This is a genomic window from Rothia sp. 32237D007AR (assembly GCF_053544675.1).
Genome location: NZ_JBPPUO010000004.1, coordinates 152,683 through 170,160, shown reverse-complemented (window position 1 = coordinate 170,160; position 17,478 = coordinate 152,683). Strand labels below are relative to the sequence as shown.

Sequence of the window (17,478 nt, the reverse complement as noted above, 5' to 3'; positions counted from 1 at the left end):
GTAACCAGGGGAGCTTCTTCGATGGGAGCGGGGTTCAGGTTCTCGTTGACCCATACTGAACCGTTGTCGATGGTGCCATCTTCGTTAACCCAAGCGGAACCGTCTTCGTTGGACTCGAAGTCAACCCAGGTGGAACCGTCAGCAGGAACGGCGGGCTCTACAACAACGGGGTTCAGGTTCTCGTTGGCCCATGCTGAACCGTTGTCGATGGTGCCATCTTCGTTAACCCAAGCGGAGCCATCTTCGTCGGACTCGAAGTCAACCCAGGTGGAGCCATCAGCAGGAACTGCAGGCTGTGCAGGAGCGGGAGTGAGGTTGTCGTTGGCCCATGCTGAACCGTTGTCGATGGTGCCATCTTCGTTAACCCAAGCGGAACCATCTTCGTCGGACTCGAAGTCAACCCACTCAGAAGTGGTGGAAGCTTCGCCGGAGTTGACGGTGTCGGTGGTGAAAGCTGAACCGTCAACATCACCATTCTGAGCTACCCAAGCGGAGCCTTCGTTGGTGACGGTGGGAAGATCAACCCACTCAGAGGTTTCGGCAGCAGAAGCAGGTGCAACTGCGAAAGAAGCCATGCCGAGTGAAAGTGCTACTACAGCACCGGTAGCCTTCTTGGGGGATTTGTGGAATGAAGTCATAAGTAACCTCTCAAAGTATGCGGATACCCATTACTGGGCAGGTATTACTACGAACTATCAGACAATCCCTCCCTGGGGGATTAGCCACCTGCTCGCTAGTAATACGCTAGTGACAAGACCACTATAACTCACAAGCTGGCGATTACCCCCTAATCGGTGGACAAAATCTTGTGAATAGGTGTTTATGACAGAAAATTTCAGGCTTGATAAGACAAATAGGGTGCACCCGGCCTATAACTATCTATTTCCTGAGCGATTTACCCTCCTACGAAGCATGAGCGGCATTCCGTCTGCGCTTAATGAGAGACAGTAACGGGCCGATATTAACAAGAACCCACAGCGGGTTCGTGATAACCAGCAGCATAAAAACTGTGCGCGCCAACGATGAAGCGTCCTCAGCCAAGGTGAGGTAGTTAAGCCATAGAGTAGCCCCAAAATAGAGCACGGTACCTACCACAAGGTAGAGCACAGCCCACCAAAATTCACTAGCGGATGCCTGCCCTCTGCTGTTCCAATAATGCCGATAAAAAAGACGTACAGCCTGGGCAAAACCTACCTGCTGGGCCGAAGCAGGTGCCCGGAGCTCGTCCGCCTGCTCATCATCAAAACCATCAAGGTTAAGAGCCTCGGGAGTATCTTCCCTAGGCTGGTAATCGTGCATCGGGCGGGTAGGTTTATGCTCAGACATACTTTCAAGACTACTAAAAAAGAAGCAGCGCCCTCCCCTTCTAGCCCCTCACGGGCCTGTGAGAGTGCATAGGGGAGAGGGCGCTGCTGCTGAGAGTGGTAGGTTCTCTTAGCCGCGGTTCTTGAGGTAGAACTCGATAAGGCCCTGGGTAGAGGAATCCTGCTCGGCAAGTACCTGGCGGTCCCCGCCCACTGCGGGAGCTAGCTGTAGGGCTAGCTGCTTGCCCAGCTCAACACCCCACTGGTCGAAGGAATCGATACCCCAGACAATGCCCTGCACAAAGGTGATGTGCTCGTAGAGGGCAATGAGCTGGCCCAGGACGGAGGGGGTCAGCTGAGAAGCCATGATGGAGGTGGTGGGGCGGTTACCTGAGAAGACACGGGCAGGAACGATCTCTTCATCGGTGCCCTCAGCGCGAACCTCATCGGCAGTCTTACCGAAAGCTAGGGCCTTGGTCTGGGCGAAGAAGTTAGCCAGGAAGAGTTCATGGACGTCCTGCTCGCCGTCGCGGGTTGCATGAACCGGGTTAGCGAAGGCGATGAAATCAGCAGGAATCAGGCGGGTGCCCTGGTGAATGAGCTGGTAGAAGGCGTGCTGGCCGTTGGTGCCGGGCTCACCCCAGAAAACTTCACCGGTGGCGGTGGTGACAGGCTTGCCGTCTGCGCGCACGGATTTACCGTTAGATTCCATGGTTAGCTGCTGCAGGTAGGCGGGGAAACGGTGCAAGTACTGGTCGTAGGGGAGTACTGCGTGGGTTTCTGCACCCAAGAAGTTGACGTTCCAGATGTTGAGCAAACCCATGAGGGTCGGGACGTTCTGGGCCAGGGGGGCGGTGCGGAAGTGCTCGTCCATGGCGTGGAAACCAGCTAGGAACTGCTCAAACACATCGGGGCCCAGCACGATAGCCAAGGGGGTGCCGATAGCTGAATCGACGGAGTAGCGTCCGCCCACCCAGTTCCAGAAGCCAAAAGCGTTCTCGGGGTCGATGCCGAAGTCCTCAACCTTATCCAGGGCGGTCGAAACAGCCACGAAGTGGGCGGCGACGGCGTCCTTCTCGTCCTTCCCCTCTAGGGTGCCTGCCTCGCGCAGGGAGGAGAGTAGCCAGTCGCGGCAGACGCGGGCGTTGGTGAGGGTTTCAAGGGTGCCGAAGGTCTTAGAGGCCACGATGAAAAGGGTGGTCTCTGGGTCAAGGTCTGCTACGGTTTCGGCGGCATCGGTGGGGTCGATGTTAGAAATGAACCGGGCGGTCAGGCCAGGCTGGGCGTAGGGCTTGAGTGCCTCGTAGACCATCACGGGGCCAAGGTCAGAGCCACCGATGCCGATGTTAACAATGGTCTCGATGGCTTTGCCGGTGATACCTACCCATTCGCCTGAGCGCACGCGGTCAGCTAAATCGTACATCTTGGCAAGTACGTCATGAACATCAGTATCAACGTCCTGGCCATCAACGACCAGGGCGGGGGTTGCGCCCTGGGGGCGGCGCAGGGCGGTGTGCAGGACGGCGCGGTCTTCGGTGACGTTGATATGTTCGCCAGTGAACATAGCGTCGCGACGCTCTTGAAGGTTAACCTCTTCAGCCAGCTGAGTGAGCAAAGCTAGGGTTTCTTCGGTGATGAGGTTCTTGGAGAGATCTACATAGAGGTCTGCTGCGGTGAAGCTGAGCTTTTCTGCGCGGGTGGGGTCGGCGTCAAACCAGGCGCGCAAATCGGCAGCGGTCTTCTGCTGGTGGTCGCTCAGGGCCGACCATGCTGTGGTCTGGGTGGGGTCGGTGATGGCGGGAAGAGACATGTAGGCTCTACCTTCCTGTTGATGTAAGTGTTCGTTTCTTTATTTTAAGGCGATTTGATGTTTTTCAGTCGAGGTGCAGGGCGTGGCTTCTATGTGTCTCGCACTATGAACCCAGATAAGAGAAGGTCCACTTATTATCAGTGACGTTGGCATTGAAATAAGCCCCACCCCTGCTGTGCACCCAGGTTTTTCACATAGCACTTACCTGCCCCATCTGGCTACCTGTCAGGTGGGGCAGGCGGTTTGGGGCGCTGATAGGCCCTTTAAAGCTAGCCAATGTGTCCCACAAGATAGCGGCTAGTTTGGGTGCCGCCGGTATAATCAAACCGAATGCCCACTGCGCTGGTGCCGAATTATCGGCTGGTAAGCTGCGCACCGGCGTCCTTATCTATCCCTAAACATGTAAGCGAGATATTTTCCGCATGTCTGAAACTCAGAAGACCGCGTCACGAAGTGACCTTCGCAACGTGGCAATCGTGGCTCACGTTGACCACGGCAAGACCACCATCGTCGATGCGATGCTCAAGCAGACCAACGCATTCTCCGCCCACGCTGACGTTGAAGACCGCGTCATGGACTCCGGTGACCTCGAAAAGGAAAAGGGCATCACCATTCTGGCCAAGAACACCACCGTGTTCTACTCCGGCCCCGCAGCCAAGGGTGAAGAAATCACCATCAACGTCATCGACACCCCCGGCCACGCCGACTTCGGTGGCGAGGTTGAACGCGGCCTCTCCATGGTCGACGGTGTTGTTCTGCTGGTGGACGCCTCAGAAGGCCCCCTGCCCCAGACCCGCTTCGTTTTGCGTAAGGCCCTAGCGGCCAAGCTGCCCGTCATCCTGGTTGTTAACAAGGTTGACCGCCCCGACGCTCGTATCGACGAAGTCGTGGGCGAATCCATGGACCTGCTCCTGGGCCTGGCCAGCGACCTGGCCGACGAAGTACCCGACCTTGACGTTGATGCCCTGCTCAACGTACCCGTTGTCTACGCCTCAGGTAAGGCCGGTGCAGCATCACTGAACCAGCCCGCCGACGGCGCCCTACCCGATAACGACGACCTCGAACCCCTCTTCGAGACCATTCTTGAGCACGTCCCTGCCCCCACCTACGACCCCACCGAGGTCCTACAGGCACACGTAACCAACCTGGACTCCTCACCCTTCCTGGGCCGTCTGGCCCTGCTGCGTATCTTCAACGGCACCCTCAAGAAGGGCCAGACCGTTGCCTGGGTACGCCAGGACGGCGAAACCAAGAACGTGCGCATCTCCGAGCTGCTAGCCACCAAGGCCCTAGAACGCGTACCTGCTGATTCTGCCGGCCCCGGTGAAATCGTTGCTGTTGCCGGTATCGAAGACATCACCATCGGCGAAACCCTCACCGACCCCGAGAACCCCAAGCCCCTGCCCCTGATCAAGGTCGATGACCCCGCCATCTCCATGACCATCGGTATCAACACCTCACCCCTAGCCGGTAAGGTCAAGGGCGCCAAGGTTACCGCCCGCCAGGTCAAGGACCGCCTCGATAAGGAACTCATCGGTAACGTCTCCCTCAAGGTTCTGCCCACCGAGCGTCCGGACGCCTGGGAAGTTCAGGGCCGTGGTGAACTGGCCCTGGCTATCCTGGTTGAGCAGATGCGCCGTGAAGGCTTTGAGCTGACCGTCGGTAAGCCCCAGGTTGTTACCAAGACCATCGACGGCAAGATTCATGAGCCCATGGAACACATGATTATCGATGTGCCCGAAGAGTTCCTGGGTGCCGTCACCCAGCTCATGGCAGCTCGCAAGGGCCGTATGGAAAACATGGCCAACAACGGTACCGGCTGGGTCCGCATGGAATTCGCTGTCCCCGCCCGTGGCCTCATTGGCTTCCGCACCAAGTTCCTCACCGAAACCCGCGGTGCCGGTATCTCATCGTCCTACTCCACCGGCTACGAGCCCTGGGCTGGCGACATCGACTACCGCTCCAACGGTTCCATGATTTCTGACCGTGCCGGCGTTGTAACCCCCTACGCCATCATCGGTCTGCAAGAACGCGGCACCATCTTCGTAGAACCCACCGCTGAGGTCTACGAGGGCATGATCATCGGTGAGAACTCCCGTGCAGATGACATGGAAGTCAACATCACCCGTGAAAAGAAGCTGACTAACATGCGTTCAGCTTCAGCAGATAACTTCGAAAACATGACTCCCCCCAAGAAGCTGACTCTTGAAGAGTCCCTGGAATGGGCTCGTGAGGACGAGTGTGTGGAAGTTACCCCTGAAGCTATTCGCATCCGCAAGGTCATTCTGGACGCTAACGAGCGTGTGCGTGAGGCACGCCGCCGCGCCCGCGCCTAAGACCAACCTGAGGTAAAACCTCATAGGGCCGTGGCCCGTTTCCCGCTAGTAGGGGAGCGGGCCACGGCCCTGTTGATAGCTGTAAGACTCTGACCGCGATGAGTTGAACACACCATAAAAGATTCAAACCCAGCCAGAGCGGCGCAACTAAAGATAAAATTGCTAGGAACCAAATAGCATCCAGCAGAAAACCGCCACCATGGAACTCGACGCCCAACCCCACTACCCGGTTGCCGGTGAGCTTATCACCAGCAGCGCCACCTTCAGCCTGATCCCTGAAGGACTCCAACCTAAAGACGCTACCGTGCTCTTCGTCCACGCCCACCCCGACGATGAATCCACCTCTACCGGTGCTACGATCGGTGCCCTCATTGACGCTGGCGCCACCGTACACCTGCTCACTATGACCCGCGGTGAAATGGGTGAGGTCATTGACCCCTCCTTGCGCCACCTTGAAGCAGCACACCCCGCTAACGCAGACCGGGGCCATGCCCTGGGCGAATACCGTGACGGTGAGCTTGCTGCGGCCCTCAAAGCCCTGGGCGTGCGTCATCACCTCTACTTAGGTGAAGGCTCTAGCTACCTTCCCGGTGAGCGCACCAGCTACCGTGATTCGGGCATGGCCTGGGGGGCAGATGGGCGTGCCATTGCTAACCCCTCCGCTGCCGATGACTGCCTGACCCGCCTGCCTCTTAAACCTCAGGCGGACGCTATCGCCAGCGCTATCCGCGATACTCGACCAGATGTGGTTGTCACCTACGATGCGGACGGCGGCTACGGCCACCCGGATCATAAGCGCACCTATGAGGCCACCTACGCGGCCGTCCGCTCCCTAGAGGGCACCCCTTTCGCTCCTATCGCGCTGTGGGGTATTGAAGGTGACCCCAACCCCCAAGATACCCGCCAGCAGGCTGTCATCATGGGCAATATTGAGCGTAAGCGCGAAGCCATGCGCGCCCACGCTACCCAAATCACCATTACGAGTGATACCACCTTCGAGTACTCCAACAAGGTGCCCCAGCCGATTAACTCCACTGAGACCTACCGGCTCCTGTGGGGAACTGCCCAGGCTGGAACACCAGCGGATGCCTTGCCCGAAGATAACGTGGAAGCCCCTGGCCCCATCAATTCAGCTATCACTGCTATCGCCCTTGGCATTATCGCTGGTTTTGCTGGCACCATGTACCATGCCCATATCTGGTACCCCACCAGCGCCCTCTGGATCCCGTGGGGTGCTGCCCTGGGTCTGCTCACCGTCTACTTTGCCGCAACCTGGGCTGCTATCCATACCGAAAAGAACTGGACGGCAGCCCTAGTGGGGGCCACCGCCTTTGCCCTCATTGGTGTTTTTGCTTTCACCAAGGGCTCTTCAATGCTGGTGTATATCAACCCCAGTAACCCCATAGGCACCGCCGGAACTATCTGGGCCCTAGGCTCTCTCCTTGCCTGCGTCTTTGGCATGGTCAGTGCCAGCAGGTACCGCCGTAAGAAACGCTAAGCCGCTTCACCAAGCTATCTCATCCATCACAAAAATCTGCCCCTAGACCGGTGAGCAGATACACTAGTGCACAGTTACCTGACACTCCCCGCACCGGTGCGTCACCACCAGAAAGGCACTCATGACCTACATCATCGCCCAGCCCTGCGTCGACGTTAAAGACCGCGCCTGCGTTGAAGAATGCCCCGTTGACTGCATCTACGAAGGCGAACGTTCCCTCTACATTCACCCCGACGAATGCGTCGACTGCGGTGCATGTGAACCGGTCTGCCCCGTAGAAGCAATCTACTACGAGGACGATGTTCCTGAAGAGTGGGAAGACTACACCGCTGCTAACGCTGACTTCTTTGACGACCTTGGCTCACCCGGTGGTGCTGCCCGCCTGGGCGTCATCGCTAAGGATGCCCCCATGATTGCGGCCCTACCCCCTCAGAACCAGGACTAAATACGGGGTAAAACCCCATAGAAAGCACACTATGCGCGAATTTGGCCTTGACCTGCCCGACTACCCCTGGGACACTATGGCCCCCTACCGGGCCACTGCTGAAGCCCACCCAGAGGGGCTCATTAACCTCTCCATCGGCACCCCGGTTGACCCTACCCCGGCTGTCATTCGTGATGCCCTCGCCGGTGCTACCGACGCCCACGGCTACCCTACAACCCACGGTAGTCTTACCCTGCGTCAGGCTATTGTTGATTGGTTTGACCGCCGCCGCGGTGTACCCGGTCTGACCACCGACCAGGTCATGCCCACGATTGGTTCAAAAGAACTCGTTGCCTGGCTCCCCTTCCTGCTGGGCCTGGGGGAGGGGGATGTCGTCGTCCGCCCCACTGTTGCTTACCCTACCTATGACATCGGTGCCCAGCTTGCTGGGGCCACCCCTGTCGCAGCTGATTCTCTGGAGGACCTCGATGAGGCCACCCGCGCCCGCGTGCGTCTAATATGGATCAACTCCCCGGCTAACCCCACCGGTATTGTGCGCGATGTTGACGAGCTCAAAAAGATTGTGGAGGACGCCCGCGCCTTAGGTGCTGTGGTAGCCTCCGATGAATGCTACGCAGAGCTGGGCTGGGGAGAATGGGACGCCTCGCGTGGTGGAAAGTCTGTGCCCTCTGTTCTTGACCCCCGCGTCTGCGGGGAGAGCCAAGAGCTGGTTCTGGCAGCCTACTCTCTTTCTAAGCAGTCTAATTTTGCTGGCTACCGGGGTGCCTTTATTGCTGGTGATGCCGCTATCATGGCCAACCTGGTTAACTCCCGTAAGCATGCGGGCATGATTGTGCCTGCCCCCGTGCAGGTGGCCATGACCGTTGCCTTGACAGATGACGCCCACGTTGAGGCTCAGAAGGACCTCTACCGGGCCCGCCGCGAGGTTCTGCTTCCTGCTGTTGAGCGTTTTGGTTTGAGGGTTGAACACTCTGAGGCCGGGCTGTATCTGTGGGCTACGGCAGGGGAAGATACCTGGGCAACTGTGCAGCGTTTTGCTGAAAAGGGTCTTCTCATTGGCCCCGGCGTGTTCTATGGAACCGCAGGTGAGGGCTATGTTCGTCTTGCTCTGACCGGCTCTGATGACGACATCGCCCGCGCTGCTGCTCGTCTTTCAGAGTAGTTAAAATTGCTCATGTCAAATGAGTGTCGCCAAAGAACGTAATCTGACCTGAAGTATGCCAAGAATGTGACCTTGCACATCAGTCTGTTGTAATGTGAACCATAGATGATAAGCATACGTGCACGGTGCGGTTTCCCGTCCGACATGGAAAACCGCACCCTTTCTACGATTCCCGCCTCGCACGTACGCTGCCTCGTTTATTAGGAGGAACAACAATGACTGACCACCAAGCACAGCTACGTTACGACGACAAAGAGCTACTTCTACCCACAGAAGAAGCAACCGCAGGTAACGGTGCTTTCAACGTCGCTGGCATGCTCCAAGAAACCGGAAAAGTAGCCTACGACCCCGGTTTCATGAACACTGCTAATGCAAAGTCAGCTATCACCTACATCGACGGTGACGCCGGCATCCTGCGCTACCGCGGCTACCCCATCGAAGAACTGGCAGAAAAGTCCAGCTTCCTCGAAGCTGCCTACCTTCTCATCTTCGGCGAACTGCCCAGCCCTGAAGAGCTGGAAGACTTCGACCAGATGATCCGCCACCACACCATGGTGCACGAAGACTTCAAATTCTTCTTCCGCGGCTTCCCCCGCGACGCCCACCCCATGGCCGTGCTCGCCTCTAGCGTCTCAGCCATGTCCACCTTCTACTCTGACTCCCTTGACCCCTTTGACCCCCGTCAGGTAGAAATCTCCACCTACCGCCTGCTCTCCAAGGTGCCCACCCTGGCCGCCTACGCCTACAAGAAGTCCAAGGGCGAGCCCTCCATCTACCCCAACAACGACCTCAACTACACCGAGAACTTCCTACGCATGTGCTTCGGCTTCCCCACCGAAGACTACGAGGTCAACCCCCTCCACGCTGAGGCCCTCGACCTGCTGCTGCTGTTGCACGCAGACCACGAGCAGAACTGCTCCACCTCCACCGTCCGCCTAGTTGGTTCATCAAACGCCAACATGTTCTCCTCAGTTTCAGCCGGTATCAACGCCCTCTATGGGCCCCTTCACGGTGGCGCCAACGAGGCTGTGCTGGCTATGCTCAACCAGATTAAGGACGAGGGCATCAGCCCCGAAGACTTCATGGAGAAGGTCAAGAACAAGGAAGACGGCGTGCGCCTGATGGGCTTTGGCCACCGCGTCTACAAGAACTACGACCCCCGCGCCCGCATCGTCAAGAAGACTGCCGATAAGATTCTTGAAAGCATTGGCGGCAACAACGAACTGTTTGAAATTGCTAAGCGCCTGGAAGAAAAAGCCCTCAACGATGATTACTTCATCGAACGGAAGCTCTACCCCAACGTAGACTTCTACACCGGCCTGATTTACAAGGCCATGGGCTTCCCTGAGCAGATGTTCACCGTCCTCTTCGCCCTGGGGCGTCTGCCTGGCTGGATCGCCCAGTGGACCGAAGCCATCCAGGACCCTGACCGCAAGATCGGCCGCCCCCGCCAGGTCTACATTGGTGAAACTGAGCGCCCCTACCCCCAGCGCTAAAAGAGCCCTAGCCTTGGCACGGTAAACACTGAGCCCCGGCGTCCTACCCCCTTGAAAGAGGGTAAGGACGCCGGGGCTCAACTGTATGAGGCAGGGGCTAGGGCCCCGCTACCTCCTAGGATTCGTAGCCGTTGGGGTTGTTCTTCTGCCAGTTCCAGTGATCACGAACCATGGTGTCAATGTCGCGGGTAGCAGACCAGCCCAAATCGGCAAGAGCCGCAGCGGGGTCAGCATAAGAGACAGCCACATCGCCGGGGCGGCGGTCCACAATCTTATAGGGCAGCTCTTTACCGGCAGCCTTCTCAAAAGCGTGGAGAACTTCTAGCACCGAGTAACCGTTACCAGTGCCCAGGTTCCAGGTGCGCAGCCCCCCATGGGTGGTGATGTAATCCAGGGCCTTGAGGTGCCCATCAGCTAGGTCAACGACGTGAATATAGTCGCGCACACCGGTGCCATCAACAGTGGGGTAGTCGTTACCAAAGACATTCAGGTACTCGCGGCGACCCACAGCAACCTGGGCGATGAAGGGCACCAGGTTGTTGGGAATACCGGCAGGGTCTTCACCGATACGGCCGGACTCATGGGCACCTACCGGGTTGAAGTAGCGCAGCAGGGCAATGTTCCACTTGGAGTCTGAGGCTGCAAGGTCAACCAGCATATCTTCAATATGCTCCTTGGTGCGGCCGTAGCAGGACTGGGCGTCCATGTTAATCTTTTCAACCAGCGGCATGGACTCAGGCTCACCGTAGACGGTTGCTGATGAAGAGAAAACAATGGAGTGGCAGCCAGCATCTTCCATGGCATAGAGCAGGTTGAGGGTGCCGGCCACGTTGGTCTGGTAGTACCACAGGGGCTTTTCAGCGGACTCGCCCACAGCCTTCAAACCAGCAAAGTGAATCACCGCATCAGGCTTCACCAGATTAAAAAGCTGCTTCATAGCGGGCAGATCCAGCAGGTCAACCTTATGGAACTCTACGGTCTTGCCGGTGAGCTCTTCAACGCGGGCTAAGGACTCCATGGACGAGTTCGCCAGATTATCCATAACGGTTACCTCGTGGCCTGCCTTGAGCAGTTCGAGTACAGTATGTGAGCCGATGTAGCCGGCGCCGCCGGTAACGAGAATCTTCACGTTTTCCCCTCGTAGATAATTGATGCTCTTTCTAGCTTACCCGCATAAAGGCCCTGCCCACCCGGTTTTAGCCAGGTGGGCAGGAAAGAATAGAGCTAAGACACCGCATACGACGATGCCAGATAACTACTAGTCGTTAGCGTGCAAAGCTGAATTCAGCTCAACAGTGTTATTAGCGCGGGGGAGCACCTCAATAGCACCACTTACTGAATTACGGCGGAAGAGCAGGTTATCCTGGCCAGAAAGCTCCATAGCCTTAACAATCTGAGGCTCCTTACCCTTAGCCAGCAGGGTCACACGGGAACCGGCAGTTACGTAGAGGCCAGCCTCTACAACGCAGTCATCACCCAGGGCAATACCGATGCCAGCTTCAGCACCGAGCAGGGAGCGCTCGCCGATGGAAACCCGCTGGGTACCACCACCAGAGAGGGTTCCCATGGTGGAGGCGCCGCCACCAATGTCGGTGCCGTTGCCAATCACAACGCCCTGAGAGATGCGGCCTTCAATCATGGATTCACCCAGAGTACCGGCGTTAAAGTTGACGAAGCCCTCATGCATGACAGTGGTACCTTCAGCCAGGTGGGCGCCCAGGCGCACACGGTCAGCATCACCGATGCGCACACCGGCAGGTACTACATAATCAATCATGCGGGGGAACTTATCGACGTGGGTAACCACCAGGGCACCGCGGCGACGCAGCTTGAGAGATACAGTGTTGAATTCGCTGGCGAGGACGGGGCCAAAGTTGGTCCAGGCAACGTTAGTTAGCTTGCCGAACAGGCCATCAAGGTTGATGGTGTTGGGGGCAACGAGGGTGTGAGAGAGCAGGTGCAGGCGCAGGTAGGCGTCCGCTGCGTTGGCCGGTGCTTCATCAAGGTTGATGGTGACGTTCACCAGTTCACGCACGACGTTGCGGTCTTCATCTGCTTCAACCAGGGCTTCAAGGTCGCCTGCTACAGAGTCGTCAGCGGTGTCGGTGAGGGTGGGGGCGGGGTACCAGACATCTAGGACGGTGCCTTCGTTGTCGCCAGAGGCTACGACGGTGGCCAGGCCCAGACCGGATGCTACGCGGGTGTTATTTTCAGTCATACACACTAGTCTACGGAATCAGAAGGGTGTCTTGTTGTGCTATCTGCTTGTATGGTGGAACTATGACCAAGAACCCAACCCTCACCCAAGCCGCCGAATTCGCCCATGTGGGCCCCAGCGTCCTCAACCTGACTCAGCCGGTTGAAGACCTCACCGCAGATCTGCTCAACGTCTATTCTGTCTCTGGGGCAGAGGTGCGTTTAGCGGACGCCGTGCAGGCGGCCCTTGAAACAATCGGCGGGCTGGAGATAACCCGCGACGGCGATTCCATCATCGCCCGAACTAACCTAGGCCGAGATACCCGCATTGTACTGGCCGGGCACCTGGATACTGTGCCTCTACCTCGTACCCCCGGTTCTTTGGGAACCGTCCCAGCTATCTGGGTTGAAGAGGAAGGGCAGCGGGTGCTGTATGGCCGCGGCGCAGTTGATATGAAGGGAGGTGTGGCCGTGCAGTTAGCCCTGGCTGCCCGCCTAACAAACCCCCGCTATGACATCACCTACGTCTTTTATGACAATGAAGAGGTTGCCTCTGAGTTCTCCGGCCTGGCCCGTCTGATGCGCAACCACCGCGAAAAGCTGACCGATGCTGAGCTCGCGGTCCTTCTTGAACCTACTGACGGCACCATTGAGGGTGGCTGCAACGGCACCATCCGCTTCTGGATTCGTACCTCCGGTGTTGCCGCCCACTCGGGGCGCTCTTGGAAGGGCGTGAACGCTATCCACAAGATGGCGGACGTACTCGGGCGCCTGGACGCCTACCAGCCAGCCACCTACGAGGTGGAGGGCCTAGCCTACCGTGAGGGGCTTAGCGCCGTGCAAATTTCAGGCGGAGTGGCCGGTAACGTGATCCCCGATGAGGCAGGTGTGCACATCAACTACCGTTTTGCCCCCAACAAGACCCTGGACGAGGCTGTAGCCCACCTCAAGGAGGTCTTTGAGGGCTACGAGCTGGACTTCGTTGACCTCTCATCAGCAGCCCGCCCCGGCCTAGATGCCCCACTTTCTCGCTCCTTGATTGAGTCGGTAGGGCAGGAGCCTAAGCCCAAGTACGGGTGGACGGACGTTGCCCGCTTTAGCGAAATCGGTATTCCTGCCGTCAACTTTGGTCCCGGTGATGCGCTGCTGGCCCACACCGATAATGAGCATGTGAAAGCTACTGAGGTGAGCGCCTGCTATGCGGCCCTGGAGAACTGGCTGACTGCGTCCTAATCCTTTGTAGCCTGCACACAGCCCAAGAAACCTGCACAGCCTAAGAAACCTGCCCAGCCCCGGCTAAGAAAATAGAGGAAGGGCCCCATCAGATGATGGGGCCCTTCCTCTATGCGCCAGGTAAGATGCGCGGACGCTAGTGCTTGGGAATCTTGAACATCAGCTCGGTCTTGGGGCGGGCTTCGTCCACTTCACCGGGCACACCGTCGGCGTGCTTGATAGTCACATCAGAGTGGGAGCTCATGTACTTAGCCAACCACTCAGCAAAGAGAGTCAGGGCGAAGTTGATGACCACGAAGATCAGGGCAGCCAGCAGGAGCATCTGCAGAATGTTGCCTTCACCGGAGCCAAAGCGGCGGGCGGCAGCCAGCAGCTCGGGGTAGGAGATGATGTAACCCAGGGCGGTGTCCTTAAGGATAACCACGAACTGCGAGAGCAGGGAGGGCATCATGGCGGTGAGCGCCTGGGGCACCAGAATCAGGGTCAGCACCTTCCAGGGGGTTAGGCCGATGGCTAGACCGGCCTCGCCCTGGCCCTTGGGCAGCTGCTGCACACCTGAGCGTAGAAGCTCAGCGATGACCGAACCATTGTAGAGGGTCAGACCTAGAACAACAGCGATAAAGGGCAGCTGTGAGGGGGCAAAGATGTTGAGCTGGCCTAGGAAGAGCCAGAAGAAAATCATCATAATCAGCACGGGAACGGCGCGGAAGAATTCCACGACCACGGTGCCAAAGGCCCGCACAGCCTTATTGGGGGAGAGACGGGCTAGACCAAAGAAAAGACCGAAAGCTACCGAGGTCACTACAGAAATAAGTGCGGCTGAGAGGGTCTTCCAGAGGGCCGGCAGAATGTAGTTGACCCAGAGGTTACCGGAGAAGAGGGAGGTCCATTTCTCGGCTTCTAGCTGGCCCTGACGGTTCATCACCATCATCACGTAAGCGGCACCTACTGCCAGGAGCAGAATTGCCACGATGTTGAAGATGCGGGTGCGGGCGCGGGCCTTGGGGCCGGGTAGGTCAAAGAGGACCGAGGTTGAGGTCATACGCTTGCTCATCGCTTCACCGCCAGTTTACGAGAGGCCCAGGTGGTTAGTAGGCCGATGGGGACAACAATAATCACAAAGCCCATGGCGAAGACGAAGAAGATCATGAAGATCAGGTCTGAGTTGAACTCAATCATGGATTTCATCATGCCTGAGGCCTCAGCGACTGAGGCGACGGTGGCTACGGTAGTGTTCTTGGCCAGCGCGATCAGGGTGTTACCCAGGGGAGTGATGGAGCCGCGCAAAGCCTGCGGGAAGATCACGTAGCGGGCGGTGGGCAGGAAGCTAAGACCGATAGCGCGGGCTGCCTCAGCCTGGCCGACAGGTACGGTGTTAACGCCTGAGCGGATGGCTTCACAGACGAAGGCCGCGTGGTAGATGGCAAGGACGATGACGGCGTAGATAAAGAAGTTCCACTCAAAGCTAGTTGCTAGTGAGAGCTGGAACTGGGTCCACACGCCCAAGATTGCCAGAGTCATCAGGATGGTCAGCGGGGTGTTGCGGACCAGATGTACGTAGGCGGTGCCCGCCCAGCGTAGGGAAGGCACGGGCGAGATACGCATGAGTGCCAAGATGGAGCCAAGGACGAAGGATCCGATAGCTGCCCAGAAGGTCAGCTGGACGTTGGTCCAGAAGGCGCCGATGACGTCGTAGGTGGCAAAGAGCGTGGAGAGCTGTTCAGAGAACGACATGAAAGCCTCCGGTAGTTGAAAGATGGTGGTGTAGAGAGGGGGCACTGTGCCCTGTGGCCTTACTTGGGGTCAACAGTGGCACAGGCTTCGGTGAGGACGGGCGGGTTCAGCTCGGCGTTGTAGGTGTAGTCAGCGGCACCTACGTTCTTTTGGATGGCTTCTTCCCAGGCGCCGGTTTCGACCATCTTGTTGATGGCCGCATTGACGGCGGCGCATTTGTCGGAGCCCTTGGGCAGGCCGACACCGTAGTTTTCGGTGGAGAAGGTGTGCCCGACGAGTTTGAGTTCGCCCTGGTTGGCCTTGGTGGAGGCTAGACCTGCCAGGATGATGTCATCGGTGGTGACAGCATCGACCATGCCAGCGTTGAGGGCAACGACGCAGTCAGAGTAGGAGTTCTGCTGAACGAGCTGAACCTCTGATGAGTAGTTGTCTTGAATCTTTTTGGCGCTGGTTGAGCCGGTGACAGAGCACAGGTTCTTCCCGGCAAGAGATTCGGGGCCGGTGATGTCGGTGTTATCTGCCTGTACCAGAAGGTCCTGGCCAGCGACGAAGTAGGGCCCGGCGAAGTCGACGGTTTTGAGTCGCTTTTCGGTGATGGAGTAGGTCGCAAAAATCATGTCTACCTGGTTATTGGTGAGCATGTTTTCGCGGTTGGAGCTGGGGGCCTCTACCCATTCGATCTGGTCTTCTGAGTAGCCTAATTCAGCGGCGACGTAGCGGGCTACGTCGGTGTCGAAGCCGGTGTAGTCGCGTCCGTCTTGGTAGCCCAGGCCAGGCTGGTCGTATTTGATACCGATGCGGATGGTGTCTTCGCTACCGGATGCGGTGCAGCCGGAGAAGGCCAGGACGCCGGTGGCGAGCAGGGCCGCTAGGGTGCCGACCTTTGCTGTGGTAGGTAAGAAGTTCATGGTATGACCGTCCCCTTAGTGGCCCAGGATTTTGCCGAGGAAGTCCTTGGCGCGGTCTGACTGGGGGTTGGTGAAGAACTGATCGGGGGTGGCTTCTTCGACGATTTCACCGTCGGCCAGGAATACGATGCGGTCTGCTGCCTTGCGGGCAAAGCCCATCTCGTGGGTGACTACGATCATAGTCATTCCTTCGCGGGCTAGGGAGACCATGGTGTCGAGTACTTCGTTGACCATTTCGGGGTCCAGGGCGCTGGTGGGCTCGTCAAAGAGCATGACCTTGGGCTTCATGGCCAGGGCGCGGGCGATGGCTACGCGCTGCTGCTGACCGCCGGAGAGCTGGGCGGGCATCTTAGAGGCCTGGTTATCAACGCCGACCTTTTTGAGCAGGCTCATGGCCAGTTCTTCAGCGGCAGTCTTGTTCATGCCGCGGACCTTCTGGGGGCCTAGGGTGACGTTTTCCAGGATGGTTTTGTGGGCAAAGAGGTTGAAGGACTGGAAGACCATGCCGACTTCTGCGCGCAGGTTGGCTAGCTCTTTACCTTCTTCGGGCAGGTTTTTGCCGTCGATGGTGATGGTGCCGTCGGTGATGGATTCTAGGCGGTTGATGGTGCGGCAGAGGGTGGACTTGCCGGAGCCTGAGGGGCCGAGCAAGACGACAACTTCGCCCTTGCCGATGGAAAGGTTGATGTCCTTGAGGACGTGGTTCTCACCGTAGTGCTTGTTCACATGGGTGAGTTGAACCAGTGCGTTAGTAGTCACTGGGCTTCCTCTCGTATGGTGGATTCAGTGCGTGCGCCGGTAGCATTGAGGTGCTGTGGCACAAACCAAATGGTATATGTGCTTACCTTACTCCCTGTACGGTAAATAACTTGTTACGCGGGGTGTGGTTTTTGCAGTCATCTTTGTTTGGTGTGTTCGCTGGTGCCGGGCGGGAGCTTTGGCCCAGGTGGGAGGACGGTATGAATTATTTGCTAGTTGCAGTGACTTTTATGGTGCTGGCGGTGGTGACTGTTGCCTGTGCAGTGCTGGGCACAGATCGCTTAGTTCCGGCGCGTAAGGTGCTGGATGCGCTGAGCCAAGACGGTCTGGCGCTGGTTCCTGCCGCTGAGCCGCCGGTGATTCTTTCGGAACGTCCGGACGCAGCTGAGCTGGGTCGGGTGCGTTTTGCCACATCAGCGTTAGGGTATAACCGTGATGAGGTTGATGGGGTGCTTGCTCAAGTCATTGCTGAAAACAGCCGCCTGCGGGCCCAACTTGAGGCCCTGGGGCAGGTCTCTCAAGGCTCTCAGGGCTCGCAGGAGTCTCAGAGCTCTCAGGGTACGGACGCCGCACCTAGCTCAGATGGGCAAGGCTAGG

General features: G+C 57.9%; 16 protein-coding genes. 7 read left to right on the top strand and 9 right to left on the bottom strand.

The window, feature by feature from the left end; all coding sequences use genetic code 11:
• The 3 genes from ACED87_RS04500 to pgi form a co-directional block, all read right to left on the bottom strand.
• Nucleotides 1-638: hypothetical protein (locus ACED87_RS04500; RefSeq protein ID WP_449089646.1), on the bottom strand; the 638-nt coding region annotated here is incomplete at its 3' end.
• Between the two features lie 265 nt (nucleotides 639-903).
• Complete coding sequence (locus tag ACED87_RS04495) at nucleotides 904-1,326, bottom strand: hypothetical protein (protein ID WP_449089645.1); 423 nt, start codon at nucleotides 1,324-1,326, stop codon at nucleotides 904-906.
• 108 nt (nucleotides 1,327-1,434) lie between these two features.
• Nucleotides 1,435-3,114, bottom strand: a complete 1,680-nt coding sequence (gene pgi, locus ACED87_RS04490) for a glucose-6-phosphate isomerase (protein WP_449089644.1) — start codon at nucleotides 3,112-3,114, stop codon at nucleotides 1,435-1,437.
• A 422-nt stretch (nucleotides 3,115-3,536) separates the two neighbouring features.
• On the opposite strand from pgi, the gene typA reads away from it, so the two are divergent.
• The 5 genes from typA to ACED87_RS04465 all read left to right on the top strand — a co-directional run bounded on the left by typA (nucleotide 3,537) and on the right by ACED87_RS04465 (nucleotide 10,051).
• Nucleotides 3,537-5,450: a translational GTPase TypA gene (gene typA, locus ACED87_RS04485; RefSeq protein WP_449083763.1), complete on the top strand. Its 1,914-nt coding sequence runs from the start codon at nucleotides 3,537-3,539 to the stop codon at nucleotides 5,448-5,450.
• Nucleotides 5,451-5,649: 199 nt separating this feature from the next.
• Nucleotides 5,650-6,948, top strand: a complete 1,299-nt coding sequence (locus tag ACED87_RS04480; protein WP_449083761.1) for a PIG-L family deacetylase — start codon at nucleotides 5,650-5,652, stop codon at nucleotides 6,946-6,948.
• A gap of 121 nt (nucleotides 6,949-7,069) precedes the next feature.
• Complete coding sequence (fdxA, locus tag ACED87_RS04475; protein ID WP_135013646.1) at nucleotides 7,070-7,393, top strand: ferredoxin; 324 nt, start codon at nucleotides 7,070-7,072, stop codon at nucleotides 7,391-7,393.
• Between the two features lie 31 nt (nucleotides 7,394-7,424).
• A complete protein-coding gene (gene dapC / locus ACED87_RS04470) occupies nucleotides 7,425-8,555 on the top strand; it encodes a succinyldiaminopimelate transaminase (protein ID WP_449089643.1) in 1,131 nt (376 codons plus the stop codon).
• A gap of 215 nt (nucleotides 8,556-8,770) precedes the next feature.
• Nucleotides 8,771-10,051, top strand: a complete 1,281-nt coding sequence (locus ACED87_RS04465; RefSeq protein WP_449083757.1) for a citrate synthase — start codon at nucleotides 8,771-8,773, stop codon at nucleotides 10,049-10,051.
• 115 nt (nucleotides 10,052-10,166) lie between these two features.
• Here the strand turns inward: ACED87_RS04465 and galE are convergent, their stop codons facing one another.
• Both galE and dapD read right to left on the bottom strand, forming a co-directional pair.
• Complete coding sequence (gene galE, locus ACED87_RS04460; RefSeq protein WP_449083755.1) at nucleotides 10,167-11,180, bottom strand: UDP-glucose 4-epimerase GalE; 1,014 nt, start codon at nucleotides 11,178-11,180, stop codon at nucleotides 10,167-10,169.
• 129 nt (nucleotides 11,181-11,309) lie between these two features.
• Nucleotides 11,310-12,269 (bottom strand): 2,3,4,5-tetrahydropyridine-2,6-dicarboxylate N-succinyltransferase, encoded by a 960-nt coding sequence (gene dapD / locus ACED87_RS04455; RefSeq protein ID WP_449083754.1) that lies wholly within the window; start codon nucleotides 12,267-12,269, stop codon nucleotides 11,310-11,312.
• A 62-nt stretch (nucleotides 12,270-12,331) separates the two neighbouring features.
• Between dapD and dapE the strand changes: the two genes are divergently transcribed.
• Complete coding sequence (dapE, locus tag ACED87_RS04450; RefSeq protein ID WP_449083752.1) at nucleotides 12,332-13,480, top strand: succinyl-diaminopimelate desuccinylase; 1,149 nt, start codon at nucleotides 12,332-12,334, stop codon at nucleotides 13,478-13,480.
• 136 nt (nucleotides 13,481-13,616) lie between these two features.
• Here dapE and ACED87_RS04445 read toward each other — a convergent pair whose 3' ends face one another.
• Genes ACED87_RS04445 through ACED87_RS04430 form a run of 4 tightly spaced genes read right to left on the bottom strand, consistent with a single transcriptional unit; the run spans nucleotide 13,617 to nucleotide 16,866 of the window.
• The gene (locus ACED87_RS04445) at nucleotides 13,617-14,534 is read right to left on the bottom strand and encodes an amino acid ABC transporter permease (RefSeq protein WP_449083750.1); all 918 of its coding nucleotides are present in this window, start codon (nucleotides 14,532-14,534) and stop codon (nucleotides 13,617-13,619) included.
• Entirely contained in the window at nucleotides 14,531-15,214 is a 684-nt protein-coding gene (locus tag ACED87_RS04440; RefSeq protein WP_449089642.1) for an amino acid ABC transporter permease, read from the bottom strand. The genes ACED87_RS04445 and ACED87_RS04440 overlap by 4 nt, the downstream gene beginning before the upstream one ends.
• 59 nt (nucleotides 15,215-15,273) lie before the next feature.
• Nucleotides 15,274-16,122 carry a glutamate ABC transporter substrate-binding protein gene (locus ACED87_RS04435; protein WP_449083747.1) on the bottom strand — a complete coding sequence of 283 codons (849 nt, stop codon included), beginning with the start codon at nucleotides 16,120-16,122 and terminating at the stop codon, nucleotides 15,274-15,276.
• Between the two features lie 15 nt (nucleotides 16,123-16,137).
• Nucleotides 16,138-16,866, bottom strand: a complete 729-nt coding sequence (locus ACED87_RS04430; protein ID WP_449083773.1) for an amino acid ABC transporter ATP-binding protein — start codon at nucleotides 16,864-16,866, stop codon at nucleotides 16,138-16,140.
• 215 nt (nucleotides 16,867-17,081) lie between these two features.
• Between ACED87_RS04430 and ACED87_RS04425 the strand changes: the two genes are divergently transcribed.
• Entirely contained in the window at nucleotides 17,082-17,477 is a 396-nt protein-coding gene (locus ACED87_RS04425) for a DivIVA domain-containing protein (protein WP_449083745.1), read from the top strand.
• The last annotated feature ends 1 nt before the right edge of the window (nucleotide 17,478 follow it).

Coding starts and splice junctions, on each gene's coding strand:
- ACED87_RS04445 (WP_449083750.1), bottom strand. CDS start 14,534: ATGAGCAAGCGTATGACCTCAACCTCGGTCCTCTTTGACCTACCCGGC.
- ACED87_RS04495 (WP_449089645.1), bottom strand. CDS start 1,326: ATGTCTGAGCATAAACCTACCCGCCCGATGCACGATTACCAGCCTAGG.
- ACED87_RS04480 (WP_449083761.1), top strand. CDS start 5,650: ATGGAACTCGACGCCCAACCCCACTACCCGGTTGCCGGTGAGCTTATC.
- pgi (WP_449089644.1), bottom strand. CDS start 3,114: ATGTCTCTTCCCGCCATCACCGACCCCACCCAGACCACAGCATGGTCG.
- dapC (WP_449089643.1), top strand. CDS start 7,425: ATGCGCGAATTTGGCCTTGACCTGCCCGACTACCCCTGGGACACTATG.
- ACED87_RS04435 (WP_449083747.1), bottom strand. CDS start 16,122: ATGAACTTCTTACCTACCACAGCAAAGGTCGGCACCCTAGCGGCCCTG.
- fdxA (WP_135013646.1), top strand. CDS start 7,070: ATGACCTACATCATCGCCCAGCCCTGCGTCGACGTTAAAGACCGCGCC.
- dapD (WP_449083754.1), bottom strand. CDS start 12,269: ATGACTGAAAATAACACCCGCGTAGCATCCGGTCTGGGCCTGGCCACC.
- dapE (WP_449083752.1), top strand. CDS start 12,332: ATGACCAAGAACCCAACCCTCACCCAAGCCGCCGAATTCGCCCATGTG.
- ACED87_RS04440 (WP_449089642.1), bottom strand. CDS start 15,214: ATGTCGTTCTCTGAACAGCTCTCCACGCTCTTTGCCACCTACGACGTC.
- typA (WP_449083763.1), top strand. CDS start 3,537: ATGTCTGAAACTCAGAAGACCGCGTCACGAAGTGACCTTCGCAACGTG.
- ACED87_RS04425 (WP_449083745.1), top strand. CDS start 17,082: ATGAATTATTTGCTAGTTGCAGTGACTTTTATGGTGCTGGCGGTGGTG.
- ACED87_RS04465 (WP_449083757.1), top strand. CDS start 8,771: ATGACTGACCACCAAGCACAGCTACGTTACGACGACAAAGAGCTACTT.